Origin of the sequence: Parasedimentitalea marina (assembly GCF_004006175.1) — a bacterium.
In the GTDB taxonomy this organism is placed as follows: domain Bacteria; phylum Pseudomonadota; class Alphaproteobacteria; order Rhodobacterales; family Rhodobacteraceae; genus Parasedimentitalea; species Parasedimentitalea marina.
The window spans coordinates 185882-212859 of record NZ_CP033219.1 but is presented as its reverse complement, the minus strand read 5'-3'; the positions used below and the strand labels follow the sequence as shown (position 1 = coordinate 212859).

Below are 26978 nucleotides of genomic sequence, written 5' to 3'. Positions count from 1 at the left end.
TCACATCAGCCATCTGCCTGTTAGCCATCGTCCTGCGTGTTCATTGCATTGTGGCGCTCAATGACCTCGGGCGGCCAGGTGCTTTTGATATAGGCCAGAACCGCCAGCATATCCTGCTCGCTCAGCACGTCTTCATATCCCTGCATCCGGCTGCGATAGCCATTGCCGACCAACGCCGCGGTGCCTTTCCGGGTGATCTCTAACAACTGTGCATCATCATGGTGCCAGGTGTGACCCGTCACATCATGCGGAGGCGCCGGTAAGTATCCATCGGCGTCACGATCCCGCCAGTTTGCCTGCCCCTGCAACTGATCCCCATGACAGCTGGCGCAATAGTCCTGATACACTTCTGCCCCGCGCGTTACTGCTGCCTCATCCTGATACGGCAGCAGCCCTGCCGCGTGAACGCCGTCGCTCGGGCTCCACAGCCAAGCTGCCGCAGCAACGGCCAACAACACACCGCCGCCCAAAACAATCTTCATTTCCGGTCCTTTTCACCCATTTTGAATTCCCTTTCGCCCCTTCCCGCGCTGGAGGCTCTAATCACATAACCGCGATCACCACCCCCACTGGACCTGACGCCGCGAAAGCCTTACCTCTGCAGCACAAGGAGACGCCCATGACCAAGCCCGCCCTGACCCTGTATCTGGCCGCACCGCGCGGATTCTGCGCCGGTGTCGACCGTGCCATCAAGATCGTCGAAATGGCGATAGAGAAATGGGGCGCGCCCGTCTATGTCCGCCACGAGATCGTACATAATAAATTTGTAGTGGACAGCCTGCGCGACAAGGGCGCCATCTTTGTGGAAGAGCTGGAGGACTGTCCCGATGACCGGCCGGTGATCTTTTCCGCCCATGGGGTGCCGAAATCCGTTCCGGCCGCAGCCACCCTGCGCCAGATGATCTATGTGGATGCCACCTGCCCGCTGGTCTCCAAGGTGCATATCGAGGCCCAGCGTCACGCCAGTGCCGGATTGCAGATGATCATGATCGGCCACAAAGGCCACCCCGAAACGATTGGCACCATGGGCCAGCTGCCCGATGGCGAGGTTTTGCTGGTCGAAACCGTCGAGGATGTGGCCACTGTGGCAGTGCGCGATCCGGCCCAGTTGGCCTTTGTGACCCAGACCACCCTGTCGGTGGATGACACCAAGGATATCGTGGCCGCCCTGAACGCCCGGTTTCCAGCCATTATCGGCCCTCACAAGGAAGACATCTGCTATGCCACCACCAACCGCCAGGCCGCAGTGAAAGCGGTGGCCCCCAAAAGCGACGCCCTGCTGGTGGTCGGCGCACCCAATTCGTCGAACTCACGCCGCCTGGTCGAGGTCGGCGCCAAGGCCGGATGTAATTACTCGCAATTGGTACAACGCGCGGCCAACATCGACTGGCGTGCCCTGGACGGCATTCGCAGCATCGCCATCACCGCCGGCGCCTCGGCCCCTGAACTGCTGGTCAACGAGGTGATCGACGCCTTCCGCAACCGCTATGACGTGACCGTCGAAGTGGTCGAAACCGCCGTTGAAGACATCGAATTCAAAGTGCCCCGCGTGCTGCGTCAACCCGTTCAGCGGTAACAGAAGGGGGCGCTGCCCCCTCTTGGCCCTGGGCCAATTCACCCCCGGGATATTTCAGGCCAGATGAAGCTTTGGGATCCAAGCAATCGCAGGCTTGCGGCGACCACCTCAGTCATACAAGGTTACGCAGCCCTGCCCCACTCGTCATTTCGGAGCCCATAATGATTTCTCTGCATTTCCTGCTGACCGCCTTTGTCGTTGTTTTGGCCCCCGGAACCGGTGTCATTTACACCCTCGCGCTTGGGTTGGGTCAGGGACGACAAGCCGCGCTCTGGGCGGCGCTGGGATGCACCTTTGGCATCCTGCCACATTTGGCCGCCGCAACTCTGGGTCTGGCGGCGGTCCTGCACAGCTCGGCGATGTTGTTCCAGATCGTCAAGATCGCCGGTGTTCTTTATCTGCTCTATCTCGCTTGGCAGGCTCTGAAGTCCGGCGGAGCCCTTGCCATCACGTCGAAACGCACCACCCAGTCTGGTCTCAAAATCGCCCAGCGCGGAGCTTTGATCAACATTCTGAATCCGAAACTGTCGATCTTCTTTCTGGCCCTGCTGCCCCCCTTTCTAAGTGGTAACGCCAATTCCGCCAGTTTTGAAATGGCGCTGCTTGGCGCGGTCTTTATGGCGCTGACCTTTGTGATCTTCGTGCTTTACGGATTGTTTGCCGCCACCGCCCGCGACTACGTGCTTGGGTCCGAGCGCGTCCTGGCCTGGCTCAACCGGGGTTTTGCCGCCATCTTTGCCGGATTGGCCGCCCGCCTGGCTGTTGAACGCGCCTGATACCCTTAAGGAGAGGCCCCGTGACCAAAACGACCGACACAATCCGCGTCTATGACCAACGCGCCACCGAATATGCCGAGATGGTCAAAGCCGATACCTTTGGCGACCGCCAACTCCAGCGTTTTATCAACGCCCTTCCAGCGGGGGGGCGAGCTTTGGATCTGGGATGTGGCCCGGGCAATGCTGCCGCCACAATGGCGCAGGCCGGTTTGACCGTTGAGGCCACGGATGCCTCGACAGAAATGGTATCTCTGGCGAATAAACACACCGGAGTGACCGCAACCCAGGCCGTGTTTGAGGATATCGCCGGCCGCGCAACCTATGATGGGGTCTGGGCCAACTTTAGCTTGCTACACGCCACGCGCGCGGAATTCCCAACCCATCTGGCCGCACTGCACAAGGCGTTGAAACCCGGCGGGACCTTCTATATCGGAATGAAACTCGGCAGCGGCCAGGGCCCGGACAGAATTGGCCGGTTTTATACTTACTATTCTCAAGAGGAGCTTGAGGACCACATGACACAAGCTGGATTCACGATCACCGACCGGACACTTGGTAACGGCGTTGGGCTGGACGGAAAACCTTCGGACTGGATCGCGGTGACGTCTCATGCCTGAGCTGATTGCCCATACCGACGGCGCCTGCTCTGGCAATCCCGGCCCCGGTGGCTGGGGCGTCTTGCTGCGCGCCATCGACAGTGACGGCGCGATCGTCAAAGAGCGCGAGCTGAAAGGCGGCGAGCCAGACACCACCAACAACCGGATGGAGCTACTGGCCGCGATCAACGCCCTTGAAAGCCTCAGCCGGCCCTCAACGCTGACCATAGTGACCGATTCGGCCTATGTGAAAAACGGCGTTACGGGTTGGATCTTTGGCTGGAAAAAGAACGGGTGGAAAACCTCGGCCAAGAAACCCGTTAAAAACGTCGATCTGTGGCAGCGCATTGACGAGGCGCAGCTGCGCCATCAGGTGACCTGGAAATGGATCAAGGGTCACGCCGGCCATGAAGAAAACGAACGCGCGGATGAGCTGGCCCGTGCTGGCATGGCGCCGTTCAAACCAAAAAAATCCAAACCGTGACCGCCACGCAGCTCTGATAGGGTCCGCCTATGAACTTTCTGACCCTATTAGACTACGCCTCGGTTCTGGTCTTTGCACTGACCGGCGCACTGGTCGCCAGCCGTGCCCAGCTGGACATTGTAGGTTTCGCCTTTGTCGCCTGTTTAACGGCTGTTGGCGGCGGCACTATCCGCGACCTTTTACTGGACCGGCACCCGGTGTTCTGGGTGGGCGAGCCGACCTATATCCTGCTGGCCTCGGCTGCAGCGGTGCTTATTTTTTTCACCGCACACCGGGTGGAAAGTCGGCAAAAATGGCTGATCTGGCTGGATAGCTTTGCCCTTGCCGTTGCGGTCTCTGCAGGAACCGGCGCCGCGATGGAGTTGGACAAATCCCCGGTCATTGTGGTGCTGATGGGAATGGCCACCGGATCATTTGGCGGGTTGATGCGCGATGTGGTCTGCAACGAGGTGCCCTTGGTGTTGAAACAGGGCGAGCTTTACATGACCTGCGCCATGGCCGGTGCCATGACTGCTGTCAGTATCAAGTCGCTGGGCATGACTGATGACCTAAGCGCGCTGATTGCCTGTGCTGTCGTCTGCTGGGCGCTGCGGGCTGGTTCAATCCATTTTGGCTGGCACCTGCCGGTTTACAAAAGCCGCCCGCCGCGCAGCTAGGAAAAGGCCTATTTTCTGTCCGACCCTCAGGTCAGGCGCGCGCTAAGTTATCACTTCTGAAAATAGGTCTGCCACAGCCAGATCAGCAGCAAGGCCCCCAGCACCGCCCCAACAAAGCCGGCCATCATGCCCATCACTGTCAGCAAAAACCGCAACAGCAGTCCGCCGATCAGTGCCCCGGCCATGCCGATGACCACCGTGGTTACAACATTAGCGTCAATTCGCATCAGCCGCGTGGCCAGAAAGCCGGCCGCCGCTCCGATGATTATCAGGGCAATAATAGGCATCTCTTCACCTCTTCCAGTGAAAGGGCACAATGATCAGCGCCCCGATAGACGACGCAATGGCATTCCAGCCCGCCGCATGAAAGCCGATGCCAAACATCAGCCGCACAAAATAAAACAGAAACGCACCGCCGACACAGATGATAATCGACGGCAGGTAGCCATTATGGGTGAACCCGGACCGTTCGGCCGCGTAGCCAACGATCCCGGCAATCACCACGGTCCCCATCAGGGTCAAAAACATGCAGGCTCTCCGGTCAGAAACAATCGCCCGGCGTCACCGGGAAACCACGCAAAAAGATGTCACGATCCTGCGCGCCCTTGCCCGCCCGTTGCAAGCGCAGCAGCTCAACCGCACCGCTTCCGCAGGCCACAGTGAGGTTTTCCGCCAACACTTGCCCCGGATTCCCCTGTCCCTCAGCCAGTTTTGACGCCAGCACCTTGACCCGCTGACCGCCCAACTCGCTCCAGGCGCCGGGAAACGGCGACAACCCACGGATTTGGCGATCCACTTCAACCGCTGGGCGGCTCCAGTCAATGCGGGCCTCAGCCTTGTCGATCTTGCTGGCATAGGTGACGCCATCGGCAGGCTGCACATCAGGAGAGAGCCCATCGAGATGCCGCAACGCAGTCACGATCAATGACGCCCCCATCTCTGACAGTCGGTCATGCAGCTGCGCGGTGGTTTCCTCTTCGCCAATGGCTGTGCCTTCCCGAAGCAGTACCGGCCCAGTGTCCAACCCGGCCTCCATCTGCATGATGCAAATCCCCGTCTCGGCATCCCCCGCCATGATCGCGCGGTGGATCGGCGCCGCCCCGCGCCAGCGTGGCAGCAGGCTGGCGTGAATGTTCAGACATCCCTTGGTGGGCGCATCCAGAATGACCTGCGGCAGGATCAGGCCATAGGCCACCACCACCGCAATGTCGGCGCCCAGCGCGGCAAACTCATCCTGCGCCTCGGACGTTTTCAACGACACCGGGTGGCGCACCTGCAACCCAAGCTCAACCGCGCGCGCATGCACCGGCGTTGGCCTGTCCTTCTTGCCCCGCCCCGCCGGGCGTGGTGGCTGACAATAGACCGCGGCAATCTCGTGCCCGGCCTCAACCAGGGCCTCCAGCACCGGAACCGAAAACTCGGGCGTACCCATGAATATGACGCGCATCACTTTGCTTCCTGTGTAGGCTGCGTGCTTATACGCACCACTAATACCGGCAATCAGCCGTTTTGTTTCTTGGCCTTGCGCAACAACATGTCGCGCTTAACCTTGCTCAACCGGTCAAAATACATTCGGCCGTTCAAGTGATCGATCTGGTGCTGCACACTTGTCGCTTCAACCCCAACAAAATCCCGCTCTACCGTCTCGCCAGCCTCATCCATATACCGAACGGTCACCGCGCGGGGACGTTTGATCTTAGCTGACACACCCGGCAAGTTTGGGCTGGCCTCGTCATGTTCGCGCAGCTCAATCGAGGCATGCAGCACCTCGGGATTGGCCATCTTTACAGCCTTACCGCGTTCACGACTGCCATCGACAACCGCCAATCGCAGCATCACACCAATCTGTGGAGCGCCCAGGCCCACACCGGGCATCGCCTCCATGGTGTCCACCATGTCCACCCAGATGGCGCGGATCTCGTCGGTGATTTCACTCACCTCGGCGGCTTTGGTGCGCAGATGTTTGTCTGGCCAGGGCAGGCAGATACGGGTGGTCACGTGTTTATCTCCAGAAATTCAGCCTCGGCGTTGGCACGCTCCGCGCCTGACAGGTGATCAAATGTCACGGTGCCGTTCAAATGATCAAACTCATGCTGAATGCAGCGCGCTTCAAACCCGTCGAAATCAGCCATGTGAATGTCGCCCTCGGCGGCGGTCCACTGCACGGTCACTGCTTTGGGGCGCGCGACCGAGACCAGCACACCCGGGATCGACAGGCAGCCCTCCTGCATCTCGGCAGGACTGCGCTCGGCAGCCATGATGGTTGGATTGATCATCACCATCGGCGACTTCGGCCCCTCTTTCCAGGTGCAGTCCATCACAAACAACCCTTTCATCACGCCCACTTGTGGCGCCGCCAGTCCGCGGCCCTCAGCGGCGTACATGGTTTCGAACATATCGGCGATCAGATCATCCAGCGGTTCGGCCCCAACAGGCGCACAGCGCTGCGACAGGCGGGCATCAGGCCAGGTCAGGATCGTTAGCTTGCTCACTTGCGCGCCAGCTCGCGTTTCAGCTTTTGCATCTTGCGAGTGATCATCTGACGGCGCAGCGGCTTCAGATAGTCGATGAACAGCTTGCCCTCCAGGTGGTCAATTTCGTGCTGCACGCAGGTGGCCCACAATCCGTCAAACCGTTCCCGCTGCGCTTTGCCGTCGCGATCCATCCATTCCACATCCACCACCTCGGGGCGGGTCACTTCGCCGTATTGGTCCGGGATCGACAGACAACCCTCGTCATAGACGTTGGTCTCATCCGAGGCCGCCACAACCACCGGATTGAACATCACCAGCGGGCGCATCTCTTCGCCCTCTTCCTTGACACAGTCCAGCACGATCAACCGGTCCATGACGCCAATCTGCGGCGCCGCCAGGCCAATGCCCGGCGCGTCATACATGGTTTCCAGCATATCATCAGCCAGCTTGCGCAACGCGTCAGTGATATCACTGACTGGCGCGCAAACCTTTTTAAGGCGAGGGTCGGGATGGATCAAAATATTACGTTTCATGCCCCCGATTTAGGCCATTGCCTCAGCCACCGCAACGCCCCCCTTGCACCTGCTGCGTTTCGCAGTAGCTTCAGGCCCAAACACGAGGAGAATTCTGGATGAGTTTTGACGACCCAATCGACCGTCGCGGCACCAACAGCACTAAATGGGACAAGATGGAGACGCTCTATGGCGTCTCCCCTGATGACGGTCTGTCTATGTGGACGGCAGATTCGGATTACGCCACCGCGCCCTGCGTGATCGACGCGATCCGCAAGGCCGCCGATCACGGCGTCTTTGGTTATTCCTGGGATCACCCTGACTATCTGGCCGCCGTGCAGTGGTGGATGAAGACCCGTCACAACTGGGAAATCGAGCAGGACTGGATTCTGACCTCGCAGGGATTGGGCAATGCCATTGCGCTGTCTCTGGACGTCTGGAGCGATCCGGGCGACAGCGTCGTGACCTTCTCACCGGTCTACCACGAATTTGCCCATAAAATCGCAAAGACCGGACGGGTCCTGACCGAATGCCCGCTGAAACGCGACGGCGATACCTATGTTCTGGATCTCAACGACGCCCAACGCCGCCTGACCGGCAGTGAGAAAATCCTGATATGGTGTTCCCCGCAGAACCCGTCAGGCCGCGTCTGGACCCCCGAGGAACTGCGTGAAATCAGTGCCTTTGCCAGTCGCAACGATCTGATCCTGATCTCGGATGAAATCCACCACGATCTGGTGTTCCCGGGCGCCACCTTTGTACCTATGGACATCGCCGCCCCCGAGGCCCGCAACCGGACGGTCACCCTGACCGCCTCGTCCAAGACGTTCAACATTGCAGGTCAGCGTACTGGCAACATGATCATTCCCGACGACAGCCTGCGCGCCGCGATGAAGCACCGGCTGAACACGCTGGACTACGGCGCCGGCAGTCTGGCCATCAATATGATCACCGCCGCTTATTCGCCAGAAGGCGCCAAATGGGTGGATGCGCAGATAGCCCATCTCGATGAAAACCGGCGTATCTTTGATCAGGCGATCAATGCAATTCCGGGCCTGAAATCTTTGCCACTGCAATCCACCTATCTGGCCTGGGTCGATTTTGAGGCCACCGGCATGAGCCACGATGAGGTCAAGGCCCGCATCCGCGACGTCGCCAAACTTGCCGTCTCGCAAGGCCCCAGCTTTGGCGCCAGCGGTGAGATGTTCCAACGGTTCAACCTGGCCACCCAACGCAGCCGGGTGATCGAGGCCTGCGAACGCATGACCCGCGCCTTTTCGGATCTCCAGTAAGTGATCCGCCGCCTTAGCCTCCTGACCGGCCTGATTCTTGCATTAGGATTCGGTTGGTGGGCGTGGCAAAACTACGGACCACGGCCAGAGGCTCCCCCTCTGGCCGACACAGTCCAGCACGTCGACCTTATTCTAATAGAGAAATCTGCAAAACGCCTGACCGCCAGCCGCGATGGTATAGCTGTATTGCAAATGCAGGTGAGTTTGGGATTTGCCCCGCTTGGCGACAAACAGCACGAAGGCGATGGGAAAACCCCGGAAGGCCTGTTCAGCATCAATCGTCGAAACCCACGCAGTTCATTCCATCTGTCGCTAGGGCTTGATTATCCAAGACCCGAAGACATCACTCGTGCCAAAACAGAAGGAGTGGACCCAGGCGGTGATATTTTCATTCACGGCCAGCCCAACTCCTTGGGGGATATGGTTACTCTGCCCGGCGACTGGACCGACGGATGCATCGCCGTATCAAACGAACAAATGGAAAGATTGTGGGCGCTTGTACCAATCGGAACCACCGTTGAAATCCGCCCGTAGCCAGTCACCACCCAAATAAAAGTTATGCCACCGAATCAAAAAGGCCCCGCATTCGGGGCCTTTTCTATCTAATCGGTTACGTCAGCCTAGGCCGCATCATGCCCTAACAACCCCACCGGCGCATCCGGCGCACGATAGAAATCCAGCGCGGGCTTATCCGCGACCGCGGTGGCACGTTTGAATTCATATTGCATCTCACCACCTTCGGCCTCGGTGCCCACAATCAGACACTGATACAGGTGGTTTGTGCCGTCATAAATATCGACCAGACCGCGCAGATTCGGGACAACCCCCTCTTCAACGGCAAACCCGTCTTTCCACATCCGCAGCACGCGATAGACCTCTCCCTCGACGCAAACCCGCAGGCGACTGGACTTTTTCATCGCCAGCAAACGGGCGGCGTCCAATCCTTCTTGAACTTCTTTCGGCAGGTATGTCGACATCTGGCTGACCTTTGTTATTCCGAGTCCAACAGTGCTATTAGAATTGATAAAATCAAGTGAACTTTTGTAAAATTTAGCTCACCCCCGCAAATTTAGTCCCGCCGTCGATCCTTATCTGTGCAGCCATGCAGAGACGATGCGCGTTGCCGATGATAGGCGGGATGCCCGTTCCACACTATCTAAGCCTCAGCAAACACATAGGAGCTAGCGGCATGGGACTGTTGATCGACGGAAAATGGCACGACCAATGGTATGACACCAAAACCACAGGCGGCAGTTTTAAACGCGCTGAAGCCAAATTTCGCAATTGGATCACCGCAGATGGCACGGCCGGTCCTTCGGGCAGTGACGGGTTCAAGGCGGAAAGCGGCCGCTACCATCTCTATGTCTCGATGGCCTGCCCATGGGCCCATCGCACCCTGATCTTTCGCCAGCTCAAATCCCTGCAGGACCATATCAGCGTTTCAGTGGTGCACCCCGACATGCTGGGCGAGGGCTGGACCTTTGAGACAGACGAATACGGCGCGACCGGTGACAACCTGTTTGGCCTGACCCACGCGCATCAGATCTACACCCGCGCCGATGCGGATTTCACCGGCCGTGTCACTGTGCCGATCCTTTGGGACAAACAGCGCAACACCATCGTGTCGAACGAAAGCTCGGAAATCATCCGGATGCTGAACTCGGCCTTTGACGGTCTGACCGGCAACACCGACGATTATTGGCCGCAAGAGTTGCGCGAACCCATCGAAGCGATAAACGCCCGCATCTACGACACTCTGAACAACGGTGTTTACAAATGCGGTTTTGCCACCTCGCAAGAGGCCTATGATGCTGCAATTGACCCGCTTTTCGACACTCTGGAATGGCTAGAGGACCTGTTGACGGAACACCGCTATCTGCTGGGCGACCAAGTGACTGAGGCCGACTGGCGGTTGTTCACCACCCTCGCCCGGTTCGATTCCGTCTATCACCTGCATTTCAAATGCAATCGCAAACGGTTGATCGACTACCCCAACCTATGGGCCTACACCCGCGAACTGTACCAATGGCCCGGTGTGGCTGAAACCGTTGGCATGCACCACATCGTGCGCCACTATCACTACAGTCATGACACCATTAACCCGTCCCGGATAATACCAACCAATCCTGTGTTGGACTGGACCGCACCACACAAACGGGTTAACGCCGCTTCTGCCCCTTAACGGGCACCTGCGTAATGCTCGACCATCGCCGCCAGATCATCTGGCGGCGTTCCGCTTTGTACAAAGGCACAGGCGTTGGGACTATGGGCAAATATCGACCCGTCTGAGAAGAAACTGGTGTTGGTGACAAAAATCACCCGCGCATCCGGTCGACGATAGCTGGCAAAATCGGCAACAGCCAATGCGCTGCCCTCGCTGATCACCAGATCCAGAACAATGATATCGTAGGCATCCGCATATAACGCCAGTATTGCTGCCTCTTGGTTTTCCACCAATGTGACCACTGCCTTAAGCCGTTGAAGATGCCTTTTCCAAAGGATCCCAAGCTCAGAACAGCTCTCAACAATCAAAACTTTCATACAAAACCCGGGCACAATCTTTAAAACGCGCCACTCCCTAACTCCGGTAACCGTAAAACACTTACTCGGATTTTTTACGTTGGTCACCAAGTATGGTTGCCTCAAGCACAATCTTGCTCCATATCCATTTAGCTGCTTTTCGGGCGGCTGAACTTTCACCCGTTCTCATCAGGCGTTTCCATGCCCAAATTAACCAAAAAAATACCGCAAACTCAAAGAGATCACGGTGGTGGTCTGGATGCCGGGGTGACGCTATATGGCGGCAGCCGATCCGATTGGTTGGATTTGTCAACGGGGATCAATCCACTGCCTTTCCCCGTTTCTGACATCCCTTCAGACGCCTGGAGCGCATTGCCCGACCACAATGCACAGAAAAATTTAATCGAATCAGCCCGAATCTTTTGGCAAATCCCTGCAAAGGCTGCGATTCTCGCCGCGCCCGGGGCCTCGGCATTGATTGCCACCTTGCCAGCTTTGACCCCACCTCAAACCGTGCGAATCACCCCGCCGACATATAACGAACACGCGGCTGGGTTTCGGGCCCACGGATGGACCGTCAGCGATCAGGACCCCGCGCAGGCGCGCGTTCTGGTCCATCCTAACAATCCGGATGGGCGTCTGTGGTCCAAGCAGGACGTCACTGCACCGCTGACTGTAATCGACGAAAGCTTCTGCGATGTCTGCCCAGACCAAAGTCTGATTTCACTGGCCGACCGCCCCGGCGTGATCGTGCTGAAGAGCTTTGGCAAGTTCTGGGGGCTGGCTGGCTTGCGACTTGGCTTTGCCATCGGTCACCCGGATCTGATTTCGCGACTTGCGACATGGCAAGGTCCCTGGGCGGTGTCTGGCCCGGCGCTGCAAATTGGGGCACAGGCATTGCAGGATCACGACTGGGCCGATGCCACACGCAGACGCCTGACACAGGACGCGGACCGTCTGGATGCGCTGGTGCTGGCACGTGGCGGACGTCTGGCCGGTGGCACCTCGCTGTTTAGACTATACGAGGTCGACGACGCAGCCGCCTGGCATGACCGCCTTGGCCGTGCCCATATTCTCAGCCGCATCTTTCCCTACTCCAAAACCTACCTGCGTCTGGGCCTGCCGCCCGCAGATGGTTGGGACCGGGTCGAGGCCGCCTTATGAGCACCGCACCCTTGTTGGTTGCGGCCCTGCTGCTGGATGCCATTTTGGGGGAGCCGAAATGGCTGTGGTCACGTCTGCCCCATCCGGCGGTCCTGATGGGTAAATTGGTGGATGCCTTTGATCAGCGACTGAACAAAGGCGAATTCCGCCGCATCAACGGGGGGCTCACCGCAGTGGCGCTGATCGCGATTGCTTTGATCTTTGGCTGGCTGCTGTCCCTATTCGGGCCAGTGGTTGAAATCATCTGCGCCGCCATTCTGATCGCCCAACGCTCGCTGACCGACCACGTCGCCGCCGTTGCCACCGGTCTGCGCAGCTCGCTGTCCGACGGCCAACGCGCCGTGGCATTGATTGTCAGCCGCGACACCGCTGCCATGACCGGTCCGCAAGTGGCCCGCTCCGCCATCGAAAGCGGCGCCGAGAACTTTTCGGATGGTGTCATCGCCCCAGCCTTTTGGTTTCTGGTTGCAGGCCTGCCGGGTCTGCTTGTCTACAAAATGATCAATACCGCCGACAGCATGATCGGCTACCGCACCGACAAATACGAGGAGTTTGGCAAGGCCGCCGCCCGTCTGGATGACGTGCTGAACCTGATCCCTGCCCGGCTGACCGGCCTGCTGATCGCCCTTGGCAGCGGCCAGTTGCGCGATTGGCGCGCCATTATCAGCGATGCCCGCCGTCACCGCTCGCCCAACGCAGGCTGGCCGGAGGCGGCCATGTCGCGCGCGCTGGATCTCGCCCTTGCCGGACCGCGGTCCTACGATGGGCAGATGCGTGATTTTCCATGGGTCAACGCACCGGCAAACAAGGCCATCAGCGCCCATGACATCGACGCCTGCACATCGCAGCTGTGGCGGGTCTGGGGCATCGCGCTGGCCATGACGGTTGCCTTGGCCCTGCTGTTCTAGCTAACAAGGGGCAACCTTATTATATATGGATGCCCCTTTTCATGCGCCTATTGCCCCTCGCCCTTGCCGCCTGCCTGATGCCCGCCACTGTGTTTGCCCAATGCGGCGGCAGTTTTTCAGGGTTCGTCAAAGACCTGAAGCGCGAGGCCATCAGCAATGGCCACGCCACGGCGACCACCAACGCCTTTTTCAAATCGGTCAAACAGGATCCAAAGGTTCTGCGCGCGGATCGCGCCCAAGGGGTGTTCCAAAAACCCTTTATCGACTTCACCCGTCACCTGATCTCGCAAAACCGGATCGACCGTGGCCGCTCTATGGCCAGAAAACACAACGCCACTTTTGATCGGATCGAGGCCACCTATGGCATCAACCGCGGCGTGCTGCTGGCGTTCTGGGCGTTTGAAACCGACTATGGTGCCTTTCAGGGGGACTTTAACACTCTGAACGCCTTGGTGACATTGTCGCATGATTGTCGCCGCCCTGAACTGTTTCGGCCACAGATCTTTGCCGCGCTGGAGCTTTACGAGACCGGCAATTTTGACCCACGCAAAACCACAGGCGCCTGGGCCGGTGAAATCGGCATGGTGCAAATGCTGCCTCGCGACATTCTGGAAAACGGTGTTGACGGCGATGGCGACGGTCAGGTCAGCCTGAAAACCTCGCCCCCGGATGCATTGATGTCCGGCGGCAAGATGCTGTCACATCTGGGATGGACCCCCGGCCAGCCCTGGCTGCAAGAGGTGACCATTCCTCGTGGGCTGGACCTGTCGAAAACCGGCCCCTCGCAAAAGAATTCAGTCTCTAACTGGGCCAAAATGGGCGTTCAGCCCCGCGCAGGAACGCTGGCCAGCGGCTCTCTCCAGGCCTCGCTATTGCTGCCACAGGGGCACAAGGGGCCGGCCTTTCTGGCCTACCCAAATTTCGATGTCTATTTTGAGTGGAACCAAAGCTTTACTTATGTGCTGACCGCCGCCTATTTCGCCACCCGACTGGAAGGCGCCGGCGTCTATAACGCGGGCAATCCTGATCAGGGTCTCAGCGGAGCCCAGATGAAGCAACTGCAAAAGAAGCTACAGGCGCGGGGTCATGATGTGGGTAAGGTCGATGGGATTTTAGGCTCTAAGACCCGCATCGCTGTGCAGGTTGAACAACAGCGTCTTGGCCTGCCGGCCGATGCCTGGCCAACGCCCAGCTTGCTTAGCAGTCTCTGAGGAAAACAGCGGAGGAGGAGCGATCCCCCGCCGCGTTTGTTTCACCAGTCGATGAACTCTTCAAACTCGGCCTCGGCTTTGGTCCATTTGGCGACCAGCGCGGCAAAATCATCCGCATCGATGCCCACGTTGCCAAGATACAGGTCATGCTCGATCCGGGCCGATCCGCTTTCGGAAATATAGGCACGGGCAAAGCGGTTATCAGCATTCCAGCTGTTGACCTTGGACTTGCGCACACCGCCTTCGGTTTTATACCCCGAGAAGAACTGGATCGATTTGCAATCGGTATTGTCGGTGCAATCATAGAAATACAAAACAAAATCCGAGCCATAATACTCGACCTTCAGCTTCGGATCACCGGCATTGTCCACGGTGCGTTCGACATCGCCACCTTCTTCGACAAAGAACTCAAGCAGAGTGTCAGGGTCTGACGCCACCAGATTTTCGGCGGATGCCAGCGATGGCAAGGCAAACGCGGCAGCAACCGCAAGTTTTGTAATGATAGTCATGTGTATTTCCTTTTACTTATAAATTCGCGCTCGTTAAGGCAGATCTAACCCCGCAATAGCAATAGAAGATCAGGCCACCATCGCCTCGGCTTTTTTCAAATCGACCGAGACCAACTGGCTGACCCCCTGTTCCTGCATGGTCACACCAAACAACCGGTCCATGCGCGCCATTGTTACGGCGTGGTGCGTGATGATCAAGAACCGGGTATCGGTCTGACGGCACATTTCATCCAACAAGTCGCAGAAACGGGTGACATTGGCGTCATCCAGCGGCGCGTCGACCTCGTCCAGCACACAAATCGGCGCCGGGTTGGCCAGAAACACCGCAAAGATCAGCGCCATCGCGGTCAGCGTTTGCTCACCACCGGACAGCAGCGACAGGGTCGACAGTTTCTTGCCCGGCGGCTGGCACATGATCTCAAGCCCGGCGTCCAGTGGATCGTCGCTTTCGACCATCACCAGGCTCGCCTCGCCGCCGCCAAACAGATGCCGGAACAGCGACGAGAAACTGCCATTGACCTGCTCAAACGCGGTCAATAACCGCTCGCGGCCTTCGCGGTTCAGGCTGGCAATCCCGTTGCGCAGGGTCTTGACCGCCTCTTCCAGATCGGATTTCTCACTGACCAGAGTGTCATGCTCTTCCTGGATCTCACGCGCGTCTTCTTCAGCACGCAGGTTGACCGCGCCCAGCGCATCGCGCTGCCGTTTATGGCGGTTGACCTCAACCTCCAGAACCTCGGCTGCGGGCATATCGTCGGGATCGGCATCCAGCTGCTCCAGCAACTGCTGCGGCGTCACCTGCTGATCCTCGGCAATGCGGTCAGCGGCATGTCCCACGGTTTCGCGCGCGGCTTCACTCAGCGCTTCGGCACGGGCACGGGCCTCGCGCGCCTCTGACGCCAGCCTCTCGGCCTCCCGTTCTGTCTGCACCGCGTCGCGCAGCACGGTTTCGGCCCCAACCAGCGCGTCACTGGCATCGGCCTTGCGGGCCTCGGCATCCTCGATGGCTTCGGTCAGCTCTTCGCGCGTCTCGGCGATCTCAAACGGCACCGCATTGGCCTCTTCCAGCTCCTCCTGCGAGGCCTCGCGGCGTTCGGCCAGTTCGGTAATCCGCCGCTCAGCGCTGTCCAACCGGTGTTTCCAGCCACTGACTTCTTTGGTCACCTGCTGCGCCCGCTTGGTGCGCGCCTCGCCCTCACGGCGCAGTTCGTCATGGGCTGACCGGTACGACAGCATGGTAACACGGGCCGCCTCGACTGCCTGCTTGACGTCCTCGACACCAATGCGGGCCGAGTCCAGATCGCCCAGATCCTCCAGCCCCTCTTTGGCCTCGGACAGGTGTTCCTGCGCGGCCTCGGCGTCCTCGTCATGGCGCGCCACCGCGATGCCCAGCGTCTCCAGCTTGCCCTCGGCCAGGTTCCGGTTCGCTTCGGCCCGGCTCAGCGTCCGCGCACTGTCAGCCACGCGCTGATCCGCAGCGCGGCGGGCCTGACGGGCATCCTGATCCGCCTGGGCCACCTGTTCCAACTTGCGCACCAGCACCTCATGCGCCGCCCGGGCACCCTCGGCACGGGCGCCAACCCGTTCCATTTCTTGTTTCAGCGCTTCCAGCCGGTTCAACTGCTCCAAACGCAGCGCCGCCGCACTTGGTGCGTCTTCGGCCCAGGCCCGAAAGCCATCCCACCGCCACAGATCCCCTTCGAGAGAAACCAGCCGTTGTCCCGGTTGCAGCTGCGCCTGCAAACGGGGCCCGGTGTCGCCGTCAACCAGCGCAATCTGCGCAATCCGCCGCCCCAAAGCAACCGGACCAGACACATGACGCGCCAGCGGTTGTGATCCCTCGGGCATTGGCAGGTCGCGCCCATAGCCCGGCAGGTCCACCCAGCCCGAGGGGCCGTCCATCGCAACCAATGGCATCCGCAAATCATCCGCCAGCGCGGCCCCCAGCGCCTTCTCAAAGCCCGGTTCAACCTGCAATTCATCCAGCACCTGGCCGCCCTCGGCGGTGTCGCGTTCGACCAGCTTGGCCAGCGCTGTCACCTCGGCCCGCAGGGCCCCCAATTCGCCCTCCGCCTCAGAGCGTTGCGCCCGCGCATCCGACTCTCGCGCCTGCGTCTCGCTGCGCATCTCATCCGCCGCCGCCAGCGCCTCTTCGGCCAGCTCGGCCGCCTCCCGGGTTTCTTCTTCGGCTTCAATCGCCGCCTCAAACTCGGCCTCAACCCGTATCAGAGCCGCTTTTGCCTCGTCCACAGCGGTACGCGCCCGATCGCCCTCGCCCATGGCCCGCATCAGGGCCCGGTTATGATCTTCGACCAGTCGCTGCGCCGACTGATGCCGTGCCGCCAACCGGGCCACGTCCTCGGTCAATTGCGCCAGATGGCCCTCGTGACCCTGCAAAACCCCCGAGGCATCGCGGGAGCGGTCAACTGCCTCACCCAGACGGTCCTCATGCCCCTGACTGGCCTTGGACAGCTCACGCGCTTCCCACTCCAGCTGTTCCATGGTTTCACCCGCGTCCCGGTTCAGCCCGCTTTCGCGGTCGATGTCACGACCCAGCTGCAAAATCCTGTTGGATAGGGTCTCTATCGCCTGGCGCGCCTGCGCCTCTTGGGCAGTCAGCGCGTCGCGCTGCACCACCAACCGCTGCAATACAGCCGCGGCAATAGCCTCTTCGTCCCGCAGAGCAGGCAGTTTTTCTTCGGCTTGCGCGCGAGCCTCGGTTCCCAGTCGCGCCATCGCCTCTGCTTTGGCGGCCTGCGTGACCCGTGCCCGGTCGACCTGCTCGGCGGCCAGCCGTGTGTCATCGGCCTCGCGCCAGCGCCGATACAGCAACATGCCCTCGGCCCGGCGCAACTGCTCGCCAATGTCACGATAGCGCTGCGCCTGCCGTGCCTGTCGGGCCAATTGCGCCAGCTGCGCAGCCAGTTGCTCGATCACATCATCGACCCGCAGCAAATTGGTCTCGGTCCCCTTCAGCTTCAGCTCGGCCTCGTGCCGCCGCTGATACAGACCCGAAATCCCCGCCGCCTCTTCCAGAATGCGCCGCCGGGCTTTGGGCTTGGCATTGATCAGCATCGCAATCTGCCCCTGCCCGACCAATGCCGGGCTATGCGCCCCGGTCGAGGCATCAGCAAACAGCATCTGCACATCGCGGGCCCGCACGTCTTTGGTGTTGGCCTTATAGGCGCTGCCCACATCGCGGGTGATCCGCCGTACGATTTCCAGATTGTCACTGTCATTGAACCCCGAGGGCGCCAGACGCTCGGTATTGTCGATCTGCAGACTGACCTCGGCAAAGTTACGCGCGCCGCGCGAATGGGCCCCGGCGAAAATCACGTCTTCCATACCGCCGCCACGCATCGACTTGGGGCGGTTTTCACCCATCACCCAGCGCAGCGCCTCAAGCAGATTGGACTTACCACAGCCATTGGGCCCGACAACGCCCGTCAACCCGTCCGAGATGATCAGGTCGGTTGGATCCACAAAACTTTTAAAGCCGGTCAGCCTGAGTTTGGAAAAGCGCAAAACCGCCCCTTCTTGATTCCGTCTGCCAGAAACCTGAGCGATTCAAGCCATTTGTGTCAATGATCCAGCCCCAGAAAGCAACAATCGCACCACCATATGTTGCGCTACTGCGGGAAATTGCAAAATTAAGGAGAGCAAACATAGCCGATACGGCCCTCAGGTCCCTGGGCGTCAAGCCACTGCACCACGTCTTTGCAGCCATAGTCGGGCCGCACCGGGCCCTTCACGGCATCATTACAGTCCAGAATGCCAGTCAAAACCGATTGATCCCCCAGCACTCCGGTCACCTGACAGCCGCTGACCTTTGCCATTGCAAACCCCGCCCGCGCCCGCAGAGGACCCAGCCGGGGCGCGTATTGCGGATTAACCCGAATGGCCTCGGCCAGGTTGCCGCGCAACCGGATGTCAAAGGTGCTGCTGTCCACCGTCACCCGCAGCGGATCGACCCCGCGAAAATGCCGGGTCTCGTCGGCGCAATTGGCCAGCAGGAGAATACTTATTAAAACACAGACGCGCATACTACGATCCCTCGATCACAGGGTCCCGCATCTTGGTTAACATTTCCCTTCAGCTCCGGCGCAGTTACGCCCCGCGGATCACCTGCCCCAACCGCATAATCCCCTCATTGATCTGCGCCTCGTCCGAACAGGAAAAGCTAAGCCGGATGGTATTCTCACCACTCTTATCGGCGAAAAACGCGCTGCCCGGCACAAAGGCAACGCCGACACTGTCAATCGAGCGTTCCAGCAGATCCGCCCCGTTCAATCCAGCGGGTAACGTCAGCCAGATGAACATGCCACCTTCGGGGCGGGTCCAGGTCACACCGTCGGGCATATGCGCGCTCAAGGCGTCCAGCATGACGTCGCGCCGCTGCCGGTAAGCTGTGCGTATGGTCTCCACATGACTGTCAAAGACCCGCGAGGCCACGTCATGCACCGCAATCTGGTTCAGCGTCGCCGTATGCAGGTCTGCTGCCTGTTTCATCAACACCAGCTGCGAGATCACCGGCTTGGCCGCAACGACCCAGCCCAGCCGCAACCCAGGCGACAGCGTTTTTGAGAAGGACCCACAATAGATCGTCCGGCAGTCCTCGATTGATCCCCTCCTGGCAATCTCGGTGGCCAAAATGGGCGGCACGGCTTCGCCATCATATCGCAAGGCCTGATACGCAGCATCTTCAATCAGTGCACACTCCAGTTCCTCGGTCATGTCCAACAGCGCTTCGCGTCCTTGTTGACCCAGGGTTTCCCCCGTCGGATTGGCGAAATCGGCCGACAAATAGGCCAGCTTCACCCGCCCGCCCTCAGCCTCGGCACCCGCCACATAGCTGGCGGCGGTCCGGTTGCCACTGACACTCAACTGATCATAGCGCGGCTCATAGGCATTGAACGCTGCCAGCGCGCCCAGATAGGTCGGCCAGCCCACCAGCGCGGTGTCCCCGGGCGACAGGAACAGTTTACCCAAATAGTCCAGCGCCTGCTGCGAGCCCGAGGTGATCAGAATGTTGTCGACAGTACAGGGCACGCCAATCTTGGCCATCTCGCCCGCAATCCACTCCCGCAGAGGCAAATACCCTTCGCTGATCGAGTACTGCAACGATTGCGCCTGCTGCTCTGGCGCCAGCCCCCGGGCAAAGGCCGCGGCAAATTCCTGGGCCGGAAACAGGGCCGGATCGGGGATACCCCCCGCAAAGGATATCAACCCCGGCTTATCCAGCAGCTTCAGCAACTCGCGAATTTCCGAGGCCGTCATCCGCGACGCACGGCTGGCAAAACTCTGGGTCAGGGACATCTGTGGCTCCAATATTGTGGCTCTGGGGTCGAGGCTAGCCCTCCTCCTAATAATGTCAATAATACTGACCTAATGTTACAATCATCGTGATAGCGCCCCGCATCATCCGGCCCTTGCGGCCTCCTCTGTGGCGTGGTCAAATGAATTGACCAATCCAGTTGAGCAGCCGCATGCCCTTTCAAAAGATCCAACCCGAAAAACTCTCAGCCTCGGTTGTGCGCCAGATAGAGCAGCTAATCCTGCGCGGTATTTTATCCCCCGGTGAACGTCTGCCGCCCGAGCGTGATCTGGCAGACCGGCTGGGCGTCTCGCGCCCCTCGCTGCGCGACGCGATCGCGACCCTTCAAGACAAAGGCCTGCTTGCGGCCAGGGCCGGCTCGGGCATTTTCATTGCTGATGTGCTTGGCTCAGCCTTTTCCCCGGCATTAATCGAGCTGTTCGCCACCCATGACGAGGCGGTGTTCGACTACCTGTCCTTTCGCCGTGATATGGAGGGGTTGGCAGCCGAGAGGGCCGCGCGCTTTGGCTCGGATGCGGATTTAGCGCTTATCCAGACTATATTTGATAAGATGGTCGCGGCGGGTGATCCGTCGCTGTCAGACGAGGCCGCCAGTCTGGACGCCCAGTTCCATTCCGCCATCATGGACGCCAGCCACAACGTGATCATGCTGCATATGATGCGGTCGATGTTCGACCTGCTGCACCAAGGCGTGTTCTACAACCGCCGCATCATGTTCGGCCAACACATCACCTATGACACCCTGCTGGGGCAACACCGCGACATCAACGCCGCTTTGCAAGCCCGCAATTCAGCGGCTGCCCGTACCGCGGTTGAAACCCACCTAGACTATGTGAAACAGGCATTGGCCGATCATCAAAAAGCCGAAGCCAACGCCGCTGTTGCACAACTGCGGCTGCAGCATGAGGCAGAGAAGGGGTGAGAGCAGTGCCGAGCCAGCACGCACTCTACACAAGCCACTGGCGACTGCTTGTCCCAGCGCCAGGCCTTACCTGAACAGTTGCTCATCACAGGCCGAGAGGCATTAGGACAAAATTGGATTTACGCGCACGTGTAGCGTGCTGCATTTTCCTTCCACTCTCTTCCACCACCTGCATTCTTTTGCATTTCCGACCGTACTTCGGCGCCGGCTTCATCTGCTGACAGCCGAAAGAGAAACTTCATAGGATAGGTTCCGTCTGAAAACTCAATATCACTAAATAGTATATACGACGTGAAGCTTCCGTTTTTCATAATTTTGTCTGCAGACATCCAACCCGAGACACCATCGGTCCACTTGACGTTGATCAATTCTTTGGTGGTATCAAAAGTGATGGTTTCACCCAAAAAATCTCTGGTGTTTTTCTTGCTGCCCATACCAACCGACGTCACTTTATCGAAAGTGCATGCCACTACTTTGGCCTGGGCCACGGTTGATATAGTGCACAGTGCAATTACGGAAAGAACAACTCTCGAAAATGAACCAATCATGATGCCTCCTTGCCGACGCTTCGGGACATTTTCTAAATAGAATAATGTCACGCGTCAGGCGTGTTTCTTAATAAACTGGATCACGCAATTGCTGACAGTAAAACGACAAATCTCTTAGAATATATGGGCCAATTGCTTTCCAAAACTTTGATCTATTGAACAGTAAGCTCAAAGAGAGTCAAGTACTTAAAGGGGAAGTGAGATCTGTGAAAACAATCCTTGCAAGAAAGTTGCTTCCATAAAAAAACCGGCCACAAGGACCGGTTTTTCTTATTCAAGAAGACATCAAAGCTTAGTGCAGCTTGGCGTCCACGTCTGTGATGGCCGCGTCGATCAGCTTGTTGGCTTCGGTTGCGGTCATCTGCTTGGCGATAACCTGATCCGCAGCCGCAATGGCAATGGTGATTGCCTGATCGCGAACGTCCTTGACCGCAGCATCTTTGGCCGAGGTGATCTGGTCTTCGGCAGCGGCCAGACGGCGCGCAATCGAGGTCTCCAGATCGGCCTTGGCCTGATCCGCCGCAGCAGAGGCATCTTCACGGGCGGCCGCAACGATGCGGTCTGCCTGTTCCTGAACCTCTTTGTGCTTACGCTCGTAAGACGCCAGAACAGTCTGGGCCTCTTCACGCAGGGCACGGGCTTCGTCCAGTTCCGACTGAATACCAGCCGCGCGGTTGTCCAACTGACCACCCAGCATGCCGGGCACTTTGACCAGCAGCAGGATACCAACAAACAACAGGAACGCCAGCCACACAACAAAGTTGGTGTTAGCCATCGAGAAGAACGGTCCCGATGCAGCCAGCGCCGGGCTTGCAGCGCCAAATGTCAGGGCAAGAGCAATAATAGTACGCATGGTCTTATCCTTTCATCCGGTTGGAAACAGCCGCAGCAATTGCCTTGGCGTCAGCTTTACCACCCAGAGCAGCCACAACTTCGGCCGCAGTGTCGTTGGCAACAGCGGTGATGCTGTCCAGCGCGCCTGCTTTGATTTCTGCAATGGCTTTTTCAGACTCAGCCGCCTTGGCAGCAATGTCCACATCCGCCTGAGCAATCGCTTCGTCCAAACCGGCCTGAATTTCGGCACGGGTTTCAGCAGCGATACGCTGAGCTTCGGCACGGGCATCCGCCAGCGCCTTGTTATAGATGTTTTCAGCCTCAACCGCTTTGGCCTTGAGATCCTCAGCCGCTGCGATGTCATTGGTGATAGTCCCCTGACGCTCAGCCAGGACTGCCGCGATACGGGGCAGCGCAACGCGCGACAGGATAAGATAGATCACGACCAGCGTGACCGCGAGCCAGAAAATCTGGTTCCCGAAAGTAGAGAAGTCCAGCTGCGGCATCGAAGATCCGCCGCCTTGGGCAGCCTCGGCTGCACCGTGACCAGCCTCTTGCGTAGTTGATGCCATGTCGTCCTCCAAAGGAACTTGCCGTTACATCGGGCAGTGCGATTGTCACACTGCCCGACCGTAAGGATTTAGGTTCCGAAGAGTCTTAGACAGCAAACATCAGCAGCAGAGCAACCAGGAACGAGAAGATGCCCAGGGCTTCTGCAAAGGCGATGCCGATGAACAGAGTAGCAGTTTGGCCAGCAGCAGCTGACGGGTTGCGCAGTGCGCCTGCCAGGAAGTTACCAGCGACGTGGCCAACACCGATTGCGGCTGCGCCGGAACCGATTGCTGCCAGGCCTGCGCCGATGAACTGACCCATTTGTGCGATATCGCCTTCCATGTGTATTCTCCTTACGATGGAATTAGTGATTTAGGTTCAAGTGAACGGAATGCTCACCCGGTAAACTTTCAAATCCTGCCTTAGTGGCTCGGGTGCAGTGCATCCTTCAGGTACACACAAGTCAGGATGGTGAAGACATAGGCCTGGATAAAGGCCACCAGGACCTCCAGGGCGTAAACTGCGGTGATCGCAAAGATCGGCAGGAAGCTGAACAGCCCCAGTGCGCCGGCGAAACCCGCGAAAACTTTCAGAACTGCGTGGCCCGCCATGATGTTGCCGCCCAAACGAATGGAGTGGCTCACGGGGCGCACAAAGTACGAGATCAGCTCGATGATCGCCAGGATCGGACGCAGCGCCAGTGGCGCGCTGGAGACCCAGAACAGCCCCAGGAAACCGGCGCCGTTTTTAACGAAGCCAACGATGGTCACGGTCAGGAAGACCAGCATCGCCAGAACAGCGGTGACCGCGATGTGCGATGTGGTTGCAAAGCTCTGCGGCAGCAGACCCAGTGCGTTGGACATGACGATGAACATGAACAGGGTCATGATATAGGGGAAGAACTTGATGGCGTCCTTGCCAGCAACGTCTTCAACCATTTTGTAAACAAAACCGTAGGCCAGTTCAGCAATCGACTGGCTGCGCGATGGCACGATAGCGCGGCGCGACGAGCCCAGTACCATCAGGGCGAATACAGCCGCTACAGCCAGCAGCAACCACAGGGTGGCGTTTGTTGGGGTGTACCAGGAAATCTCGCCGTGGCCGAACAGCGGCTGAACGATGAACTGCTCCATCGGGTGGATCTGCAGACCGGCCTGCTCAGGCGCGAATATCAGGCCGGAAACAACGGCCAGAACCAAAGCCACGTAAAAGAAAATCTTGCCCATCAGTCCGCTTCTCCTGTCGCCGGGGGCGCACCCCGGTCTTTCGCATTTTTTTCGGCCTGTTCGGCCATTGTCTTTTCCTGGATCTCCTGCGCGCTGCGAAGCATTGTCTTCACCCCGGCCGCAAGACCCAGCATTATAAACAGCACCATGAAGATCGGGAGAGTCCCGAACAGGCTATCCAGCCCATATCCGATGCCAAAACCGATCCCAAGACCGGCCACCAATTCTATCACCATCCGCCAGGCCATATTGGCCATCGAGTAGTGTTCATCCGCGCGCGGCTTGGGCTCTTGGGCCTTACGCGCCGCTGCCAGCTTGTCCTCCAGCTGCGCCATACGCTGCTTTTGGTCGTCATCTGTCACTGCGCCATCCTCACGCGAAATCTGTCTGTGGTGCTAAGGGCATGGGGGCGCAGAGTCAATTCTTCAATTGCCCGCGTTGAGATTCATGCAAGCCGTTGTTATATTGAGTATTTATAGAAAAGATGAAACAGGGCGTGGTCGCCGGGGCGCCAGGTCCGCCCCCGCCTGCTGATGAATTCCATATTCAACCGTTGGGTTGATTTTGCTTTTCAGCATGACCTGGGCGCAGGGCGCGCACAATTCGGCCGTCGATGAGCAGCAGCCCCATCAGGATCGCCGCCATACCTGCCAAGTGCTCTGGCAGCAGCTGTTCCCCCAGAATCCAGGACCCGAGAACCAGGGCTGATATCGGTGCGATGAAGGTCACCATGGTGATATTGGTCGGCCCGACCTTGGGCAGGATCCAGTAGAAGACAATGAAGGCCGCCGAGGTCAGGATGAACCCGATCACCGCCAGCGAGGCCCAGGTCTCTGCTTTTGTGATCACCGGCACACCTTCGCTCCACAGGGCCAGCGGAGTGATTGCCAGGGTCGCTCCGGTCAGAGCGAGGGCGACCAGCACCACGGCCTCCATGTCGCGAAAGGCCCGTGCGAGGTTAACAGAGAAGGCGTAGCAGATCGGCGCACAGAGGGTCAGCAGCACCGCCCATAACGCTGAGGTTTGGCCGGATTGCAGCACCGGCAGCGACAGGACCACGATGCCACCAATACCGCAGAGCACACCGAAAGATTTGAGTACTGTGGCGCGCTCTCCGCCTGGCCAGAAATGTGACACAACAACGGCAAAGGCCGGGGTGATGGCATTGATAATGCCAGCCACACCGCTGGCGATATGCTGTTGACCCAGCGCGTAGAAGGCGAATGGGGCCGCGTAGCTAAGCATGCCAAAACCAAGCAGGGCCACAGCACGGCGCGGCGTTAGCTTGACAGGTTTGCGCGAGGCCAGCACATAGATCCAACAGCCCAGCGCGCCCAGACCAACCCGTCCCATGGACACTGACAGCGGACCCATTTCGCGAAGAAGGATGGCGTTGAACATAAAAGACATGCCCCAGCCGATACCCAAGATAAAGATCACCGCCCAATATTTCAGTGCCATTTCGCGCAACTCCTGCTGTTGCGCCTGTTATGACTGTTCCCTGTCACCATTGTCGATCCAGAACTTGCGGTTTAAAGGTGGGCGCATGAGTGATCCCCTTGATACCGTGTTTGCCGCATTGGCTGATCCCACCCGCAGGGCGATCCTGACCATGCTGTTAGAGGATGACATGGCGGTGAGTGATGTGGCCGAGCCGTTTGACATTTCGCTGGCTGCGATCTCCAAGCACCTGATGATATTGGGTCGTGCCGGGCTGATCGTGCAGGAAAAGCGTGGTCGGGTGAAATGGTGCAAGCTGCAGCCCGACGCCATGCGCAGCACCAGCATCTGGATGCAGGGGTTTGGTCAGTTTGAGCCGGTGAACCTTGAAGCCTTTGAGCGCTTTCTGGCGGCTGAGTTTGGCGACACCGGCGGCCTTTAGCAGTTATGCTTTGGCTGCTGTCGGCTTGGTGTCGTCCTTTAGCAGCAACAGCAGCGCAATCACCGTCAGGGCAATGCCGATCAGGATCATGCCAGCAGGCGCCGGGCGCCCCAGAGCGATCTCCCAGAGGATCACCCAACTGGGCGTCAGATAGGTATAGGCCATGACCTTGGCCGAGGGCAGATGCAGCGTTGCAAACTGCAGCAGGACAAAGGTTGCGGAGCTGGCAAAGACAACCAGGTAGCCTAGCCCGATCCAGACGATCAACGGCAGTTGCAGCCACTGGGTGGCGCGAATGTCGGACCAGCCGAACACCAGCAGGATCACCGCGCCGGCCACCAGCATGCCGAAGGTAAACACCACCGGAGGTTCGCCACGGTTCAGTTTGCGCACCAGCGGCGTATAGATTGCATGCGCCACGCAACCCCAGAAATATATCGCTTCACCCTGACCAAATTGAAACGCGCGAAAAGCATCCCAATCGGCCTGAAAGATAACCCACAGGGCCCCGACCCCACCGATGGCCAGCGCCAGCGCCATCCGCGGGGTCGTGATCTGACGCAGCAAGAACCAGCCCGCAATGCCACTCAGAACCGGCATCAACGTGAACACCGCAGCGGCGCTGACTGGTGCGGCCGTTTTGAGCCCGTAGAACATCAGCACGAAATAACCCGCAAATAACCCGCCCAGCAGCGCAAATCGCCAGGGCGCGCGAAACTGCTGCAGCCGCAATCCATGGGTCGCCATCGCCACGCTGCCCACCAGGGCCGCCGCAAGGACAAAGCGCGCCGCATTCAGTGCCGCCGGGGCAATGTCATTGGCAATCATCGAGCCCAGCGAGAAAGACCCGGCCACCAACGCCGAGAACGCCAGCATCGCCAGATGCCCACGCAGTGCGGCATTTTGCGGCATACCGCGAACATCATGCATCACAAAAAACCCGAGAAAATACCTGCCTGGCAGGGTTTTTGTGATGCCTGTTTTTCCCGAAATGCTTTGCG

34 protein-coding genes are annotated in these 26978 nt (G+C 58.9%); 13 read left to right on the top strand and 21 right to left on the bottom strand.

The window, feature by feature from the left end; genetic code table 11:
* Nucleotides 1-20: 20 nt before the first annotated feature.
* Nucleotides 21-482: a c-type cytochrome gene (locus EBB79_RS01030; RefSeq protein ID WP_127747058.1), complete on the bottom strand. Its 462-nt coding sequence runs from the start codon at nucleotides 480-482 to the stop codon at nucleotides 21-23.
* 137 nt (nucleotides 483-619) lie between these two features.
* Between EBB79_RS01030 and ispH the strand changes: the two genes are divergently transcribed.
* From ispH to EBB79_RS01005, 5 genes are all read left to right on the top strand, one after another.
* Nucleotides 620-1576 (top strand): 4-hydroxy-3-methylbut-2-enyl diphosphate reductase, encoded by a 957-nt coding sequence (gene ispH / locus EBB79_RS01025; protein ID WP_127747057.1) that lies wholly within the window; start codon nucleotides 620-622, stop codon nucleotides 1574-1576.
* Between the two features lie 161 nt (nucleotides 1577-1737).
* On the top strand, nucleotides 1738-2352 hold the full coding sequence (locus EBB79_RS01020; RefSeq protein ID WP_127747056.1) for a LysE family translocator: 615 nt from the start codon (nucleotides 1738-1740) through the stop codon (nucleotides 2350-2352).
* A 20-nt stretch (nucleotides 2353-2372) separates the two neighbouring features.
* Entirely contained in the window at nucleotides 2373-2969 is a 597-nt protein-coding gene (locus tag EBB79_RS01015; protein ID WP_238704967.1) for a class I SAM-dependent methyltransferase, read from the top strand.
* On the top strand, nucleotides 2962-3432 hold the full coding sequence (rnhA, locus tag EBB79_RS01010) for a ribonuclease HI (protein WP_127747055.1): 471 nt from the start codon (nucleotides 2962-2964) through the stop codon (nucleotides 3430-3432). Before EBB79_RS01015 ends, rnhA begins: the two co-directional genes overlap by 8 nt.
* Before the next feature lie 29 nt (nucleotides 3433-3461).
* Entirely contained in the window at nucleotides 3462-4088 is a 627-nt protein-coding gene (locus EBB79_RS01005) for a trimeric intracellular cation channel family protein (RefSeq protein ID WP_127747054.1), read from the top strand.
* A 50-nt stretch (nucleotides 4089-4138) separates the two neighbouring features.
* Here EBB79_RS01005 and EBB79_RS01000 read toward each other — a convergent pair whose 3' ends face one another.
* From EBB79_RS01000 to def (EBB79_RS00975), 6 genes are read right to left on the bottom strand one after another with little or no spacing between them, the layout of a single operon-like run.
* Nucleotides 4139-4375, bottom strand: a complete 237-nt coding sequence (locus EBB79_RS01000; RefSeq protein ID WP_127747053.1) for a GlsB/YeaQ/YmgE family stress response membrane protein — start codon at nucleotides 4373-4375, stop codon at nucleotides 4139-4141.
* 4 nt (nucleotides 4376-4379) lie between these two features.
* Nucleotides 4380-4616, bottom strand: a complete 237-nt coding sequence (locus EBB79_RS00995; protein ID WP_127747052.1) for a hypothetical protein — start codon at nucleotides 4614-4616, stop codon at nucleotides 4380-4382.
* A gap of 13 nt (nucleotides 4617-4629) precedes the next feature.
* Entirely contained in the window at nucleotides 4630-5535 is a 906-nt protein-coding gene (gene fmt / locus EBB79_RS00990) for a methionyl-tRNA formyltransferase (RefSeq protein ID WP_127747051.1), read from the bottom strand.
* A gap of 53 nt (nucleotides 5536-5588) precedes the next feature.
* On the bottom strand, nucleotides 5589-6086 hold the full coding sequence (gene def / locus EBB79_RS00985) for a peptide deformylase (protein WP_127747050.1): 498 nt from the start codon (nucleotides 6084-6086) through the stop codon (nucleotides 5589-5591).
* Nucleotides 6083-6580 carry a peptide deformylase gene (gene def, locus EBB79_RS00980; protein WP_127747049.1) on the bottom strand — a complete coding sequence of 166 codons (498 nt, stop codon included), beginning with the start codon at nucleotides 6578-6580 and terminating at the stop codon, nucleotides 6083-6085. Before def (EBB79_RS00980) ends, def (EBB79_RS00985) begins: the two co-directional genes overlap by 4 nt.
* Nucleotides 6577-7095, bottom strand: a complete 519-nt coding sequence (gene def, locus EBB79_RS00975) for a peptide deformylase (protein WP_127747048.1) — start codon at nucleotides 7093-7095, stop codon at nucleotides 6577-6579. Before def (EBB79_RS00975) ends, def (EBB79_RS00980) begins: the two co-directional genes overlap by 4 nt.
* 98 nt (nucleotides 7096-7193) lie before the next feature.
* Between def (EBB79_RS00975) and EBB79_RS00970 the strand changes: the two genes are divergently transcribed.
* Nucleotides 7194-8366, top strand: a complete 1173-nt coding sequence (locus EBB79_RS00970) for a MalY/PatB family protein (protein WP_127747047.1) — start codon at nucleotides 7194-7196, stop codon at nucleotides 8364-8366.
* Nucleotides 8367-8900: a L,D-transpeptidase family protein gene (locus EBB79_RS00965; RefSeq protein WP_127747046.1), complete on the top strand. Its 534-nt coding sequence runs from the start codon at nucleotides 8367-8369 to the stop codon at nucleotides 8898-8900. It abuts the gene before it with no gap.
* 86 nt (nucleotides 8901-8986) lie between these two features.
* Here EBB79_RS00965 and EBB79_RS00960 read toward each other — a convergent pair whose 3' ends face one another.
* A complete protein-coding gene (locus tag EBB79_RS00960; protein ID WP_127747045.1) occupies nucleotides 8987-9343 on the bottom strand; it encodes a hypothetical protein in 357 nt (118 codons plus the stop codon).
* A gap of 212 nt (nucleotides 9344-9555) precedes the next feature.
* Between EBB79_RS00960 and EBB79_RS00955 the strand changes: the two genes are divergently transcribed.
* Entirely contained in the window at nucleotides 9556-10548 is a 993-nt protein-coding gene (locus tag EBB79_RS00955; RefSeq protein WP_127747044.1) for a glutathione S-transferase family protein, read from the top strand.
* Here EBB79_RS00955 and EBB79_RS00950 read toward each other — a convergent pair.
* A complete protein-coding gene (locus EBB79_RS00950; RefSeq protein ID WP_127747043.1) occupies nucleotides 10545-10907 on the bottom strand; it encodes a response regulator transcription factor in 363 nt (120 codons plus the stop codon). The two genes, EBB79_RS00955 and EBB79_RS00950, sit on opposite strands and share 4 nt — an antisense overlap.
* 180 nt (nucleotides 10908-11087) lie before the next feature.
* On the opposite strand from EBB79_RS00950, the gene cobD reads away from it, so the two are divergent.
* The 3 genes from cobD to EBB79_RS00935 are packed head-to-tail and all read left to right on the top strand — an operon-like array spanning nucleotide 11088 to nucleotide 14169.
* The gene (gene cobD, locus EBB79_RS00945; RefSeq protein WP_127747042.1) at nucleotides 11088-12050 is read left to right on the top strand and encodes a threonine-phosphate decarboxylase CobD; all 963 of its coding nucleotides are present in this window, start codon (nucleotides 11088-11090) and stop codon (nucleotides 12048-12050) included.
* Complete coding sequence (gene cbiB / locus EBB79_RS00940; protein ID WP_127747041.1) at nucleotides 12047-12958, top strand: adenosylcobinamide-phosphate synthase CbiB; 912 nt, start codon at nucleotides 12047-12049, stop codon at nucleotides 12956-12958. The genes cobD and cbiB overlap by 4 nt, the downstream gene beginning before the upstream one ends.
* A gap of 41 nt (nucleotides 12959-12999) precedes the next feature.
* The gene (locus EBB79_RS00935) at nucleotides 13000-14169 is read left to right on the top strand and encodes a lytic murein transglycosylase (protein ID WP_127747040.1); all 1170 of its coding nucleotides are present in this window, start codon (nucleotides 13000-13002) and stop codon (nucleotides 14167-14169) included.
* Nucleotides 14170-14210: 41 nt separating this feature from the next.
* Here EBB79_RS00935 and EBB79_RS00930 read toward each other — a convergent pair whose 3' ends face one another.
* The 4 genes from EBB79_RS00930 to EBB79_RS00915 form a co-directional block, all read right to left on the bottom strand.
* Complete coding sequence (locus EBB79_RS00930; protein ID WP_127747039.1) at nucleotides 14211-14678, bottom strand: YbjN domain-containing protein; 468 nt, start codon at nucleotides 14676-14678, stop codon at nucleotides 14211-14213.
* A gap of 69 nt (nucleotides 14679-14747) precedes the next feature.
* Nucleotides 14748-18203: a chromosome segregation SMC family protein gene (locus EBB79_RS00925; protein ID WP_127747038.1), complete on the bottom strand. Its 3456-nt coding sequence runs from the start codon at nucleotides 18201-18203 to the stop codon at nucleotides 14748-14750.
* Between the two features lie 125 nt (nucleotides 18204-18328).
* On the bottom strand, nucleotides 18329-18721 hold the full coding sequence (locus tag EBB79_RS00920; RefSeq protein WP_177627755.1) for a hypothetical protein: 393 nt from the start codon (nucleotides 18719-18721) through the stop codon (nucleotides 18329-18331).
* Nucleotides 18722-18785: 64 nt separating this feature from the next.
* A complete protein-coding gene (locus EBB79_RS00915) occupies nucleotides 18786-19994 on the bottom strand; it encodes an aminotransferase-like domain-containing protein (RefSeq protein ID WP_127747037.1) in 1209 nt (402 codons plus the stop codon).
* 170 nt (nucleotides 19995-20164) lie between these two features.
* Here EBB79_RS00915 and EBB79_RS00910 point away from each other — a divergent pair, with 170 nt between their 5' ends.
* Entirely contained in the window at nucleotides 20165-20935 is a 771-nt protein-coding gene (locus tag EBB79_RS00910) for a FadR/GntR family transcriptional regulator (protein ID WP_127747036.1), read from the top strand.
* Nucleotides 20936-21054: 119 nt separating this feature from the next.
* On the opposite strand, the gene EBB79_RS00905 is transcribed toward EBB79_RS00910, so the two are convergent.
* The 7 genes from EBB79_RS00905 to EBB79_RS00875 all read right to left on the bottom strand — a co-directional run bounded on the left by EBB79_RS00905 (nucleotide 21055) and on the right by EBB79_RS00875 (nucleotide 25556).
* Nucleotides 21055-21483 (bottom strand): hypothetical protein, encoded by a 429-nt coding sequence (locus tag EBB79_RS00905; RefSeq protein WP_127747035.1) that lies wholly within the window; start codon nucleotides 21481-21483, stop codon nucleotides 21055-21057.
* 292 nt (nucleotides 21484-21775) lie between these two features.
* Nucleotides 21776-22336, bottom strand: a complete 561-nt coding sequence (locus EBB79_RS00900) for a F0F1 ATP synthase subunit B (RefSeq protein ID WP_127747034.1) — start codon at nucleotides 22334-22336, stop codon at nucleotides 21776-21778.
* Nucleotides 22337-22340: 4 nt separating this feature from the next.
* A complete protein-coding gene (locus tag EBB79_RS00895; protein WP_127747033.1) occupies nucleotides 22341-22889 on the bottom strand; it encodes a F0F1 ATP synthase subunit B' in 549 nt (182 codons plus the stop codon).
* A gap of 85 nt (nucleotides 22890-22974) precedes the next feature.
* Nucleotides 22975-23211, bottom strand: a complete 237-nt coding sequence (locus tag EBB79_RS00890) for a F0F1 ATP synthase subunit C (protein WP_048599181.1) — start codon at nucleotides 23209-23211, stop codon at nucleotides 22975-22977.
* Between the two features lie 80 nt (nucleotides 23212-23291).
* Nucleotides 23292-24095 (bottom strand): F0F1 ATP synthase subunit A, encoded by an 804-nt coding sequence (locus tag EBB79_RS00885; RefSeq protein ID WP_127747032.1) that lies wholly within the window; start codon nucleotides 24093-24095, stop codon nucleotides 23292-23294.
* Complete coding sequence (locus EBB79_RS00880; protein ID WP_127747031.1) at nucleotides 24095-24457, bottom strand: AtpZ/AtpI family protein; 363 nt, start codon at nucleotides 24455-24457, stop codon at nucleotides 24095-24097. The genes EBB79_RS00885 and EBB79_RS00880 overlap by 1 nt, the downstream gene beginning before the upstream one ends.
* Nucleotides 24458-24641: 184 nt before the next feature.
* The gene (locus EBB79_RS00875; protein WP_127747030.1) at nucleotides 24642-25556 is read right to left on the bottom strand and encodes a DMT family transporter; all 915 of its coding nucleotides are present in this window, start codon (nucleotides 25554-25556) and stop codon (nucleotides 24642-24644) included.
* A gap of 85 nt (nucleotides 25557-25641) precedes the next feature.
* On the opposite strand from EBB79_RS00875, the gene EBB79_RS00870 reads away from it, so the two are divergent.
* Nucleotides 25642-25977, top strand: a complete 336-nt coding sequence (locus EBB79_RS00870; protein WP_127747029.1) for an ArsR/SmtB family transcription factor — start codon at nucleotides 25642-25644, stop codon at nucleotides 25975-25977.
* 3 nt (nucleotides 25978-25980) lie between these two features.
* Here the strand turns inward: EBB79_RS00870 and EBB79_RS00865 are convergent, their stop codons facing one another.
* Nucleotides 25981-26907, bottom strand: coding sequence for a DMT family transporter (locus tag EBB79_RS00865; RefSeq protein ID WP_238704966.1), 927 nt, complete (start codon nucleotides 26905-26907; stop codon nucleotides 25981-25983).
* Nucleotides 26908-26978: the final 71 nt, after the last annotated feature.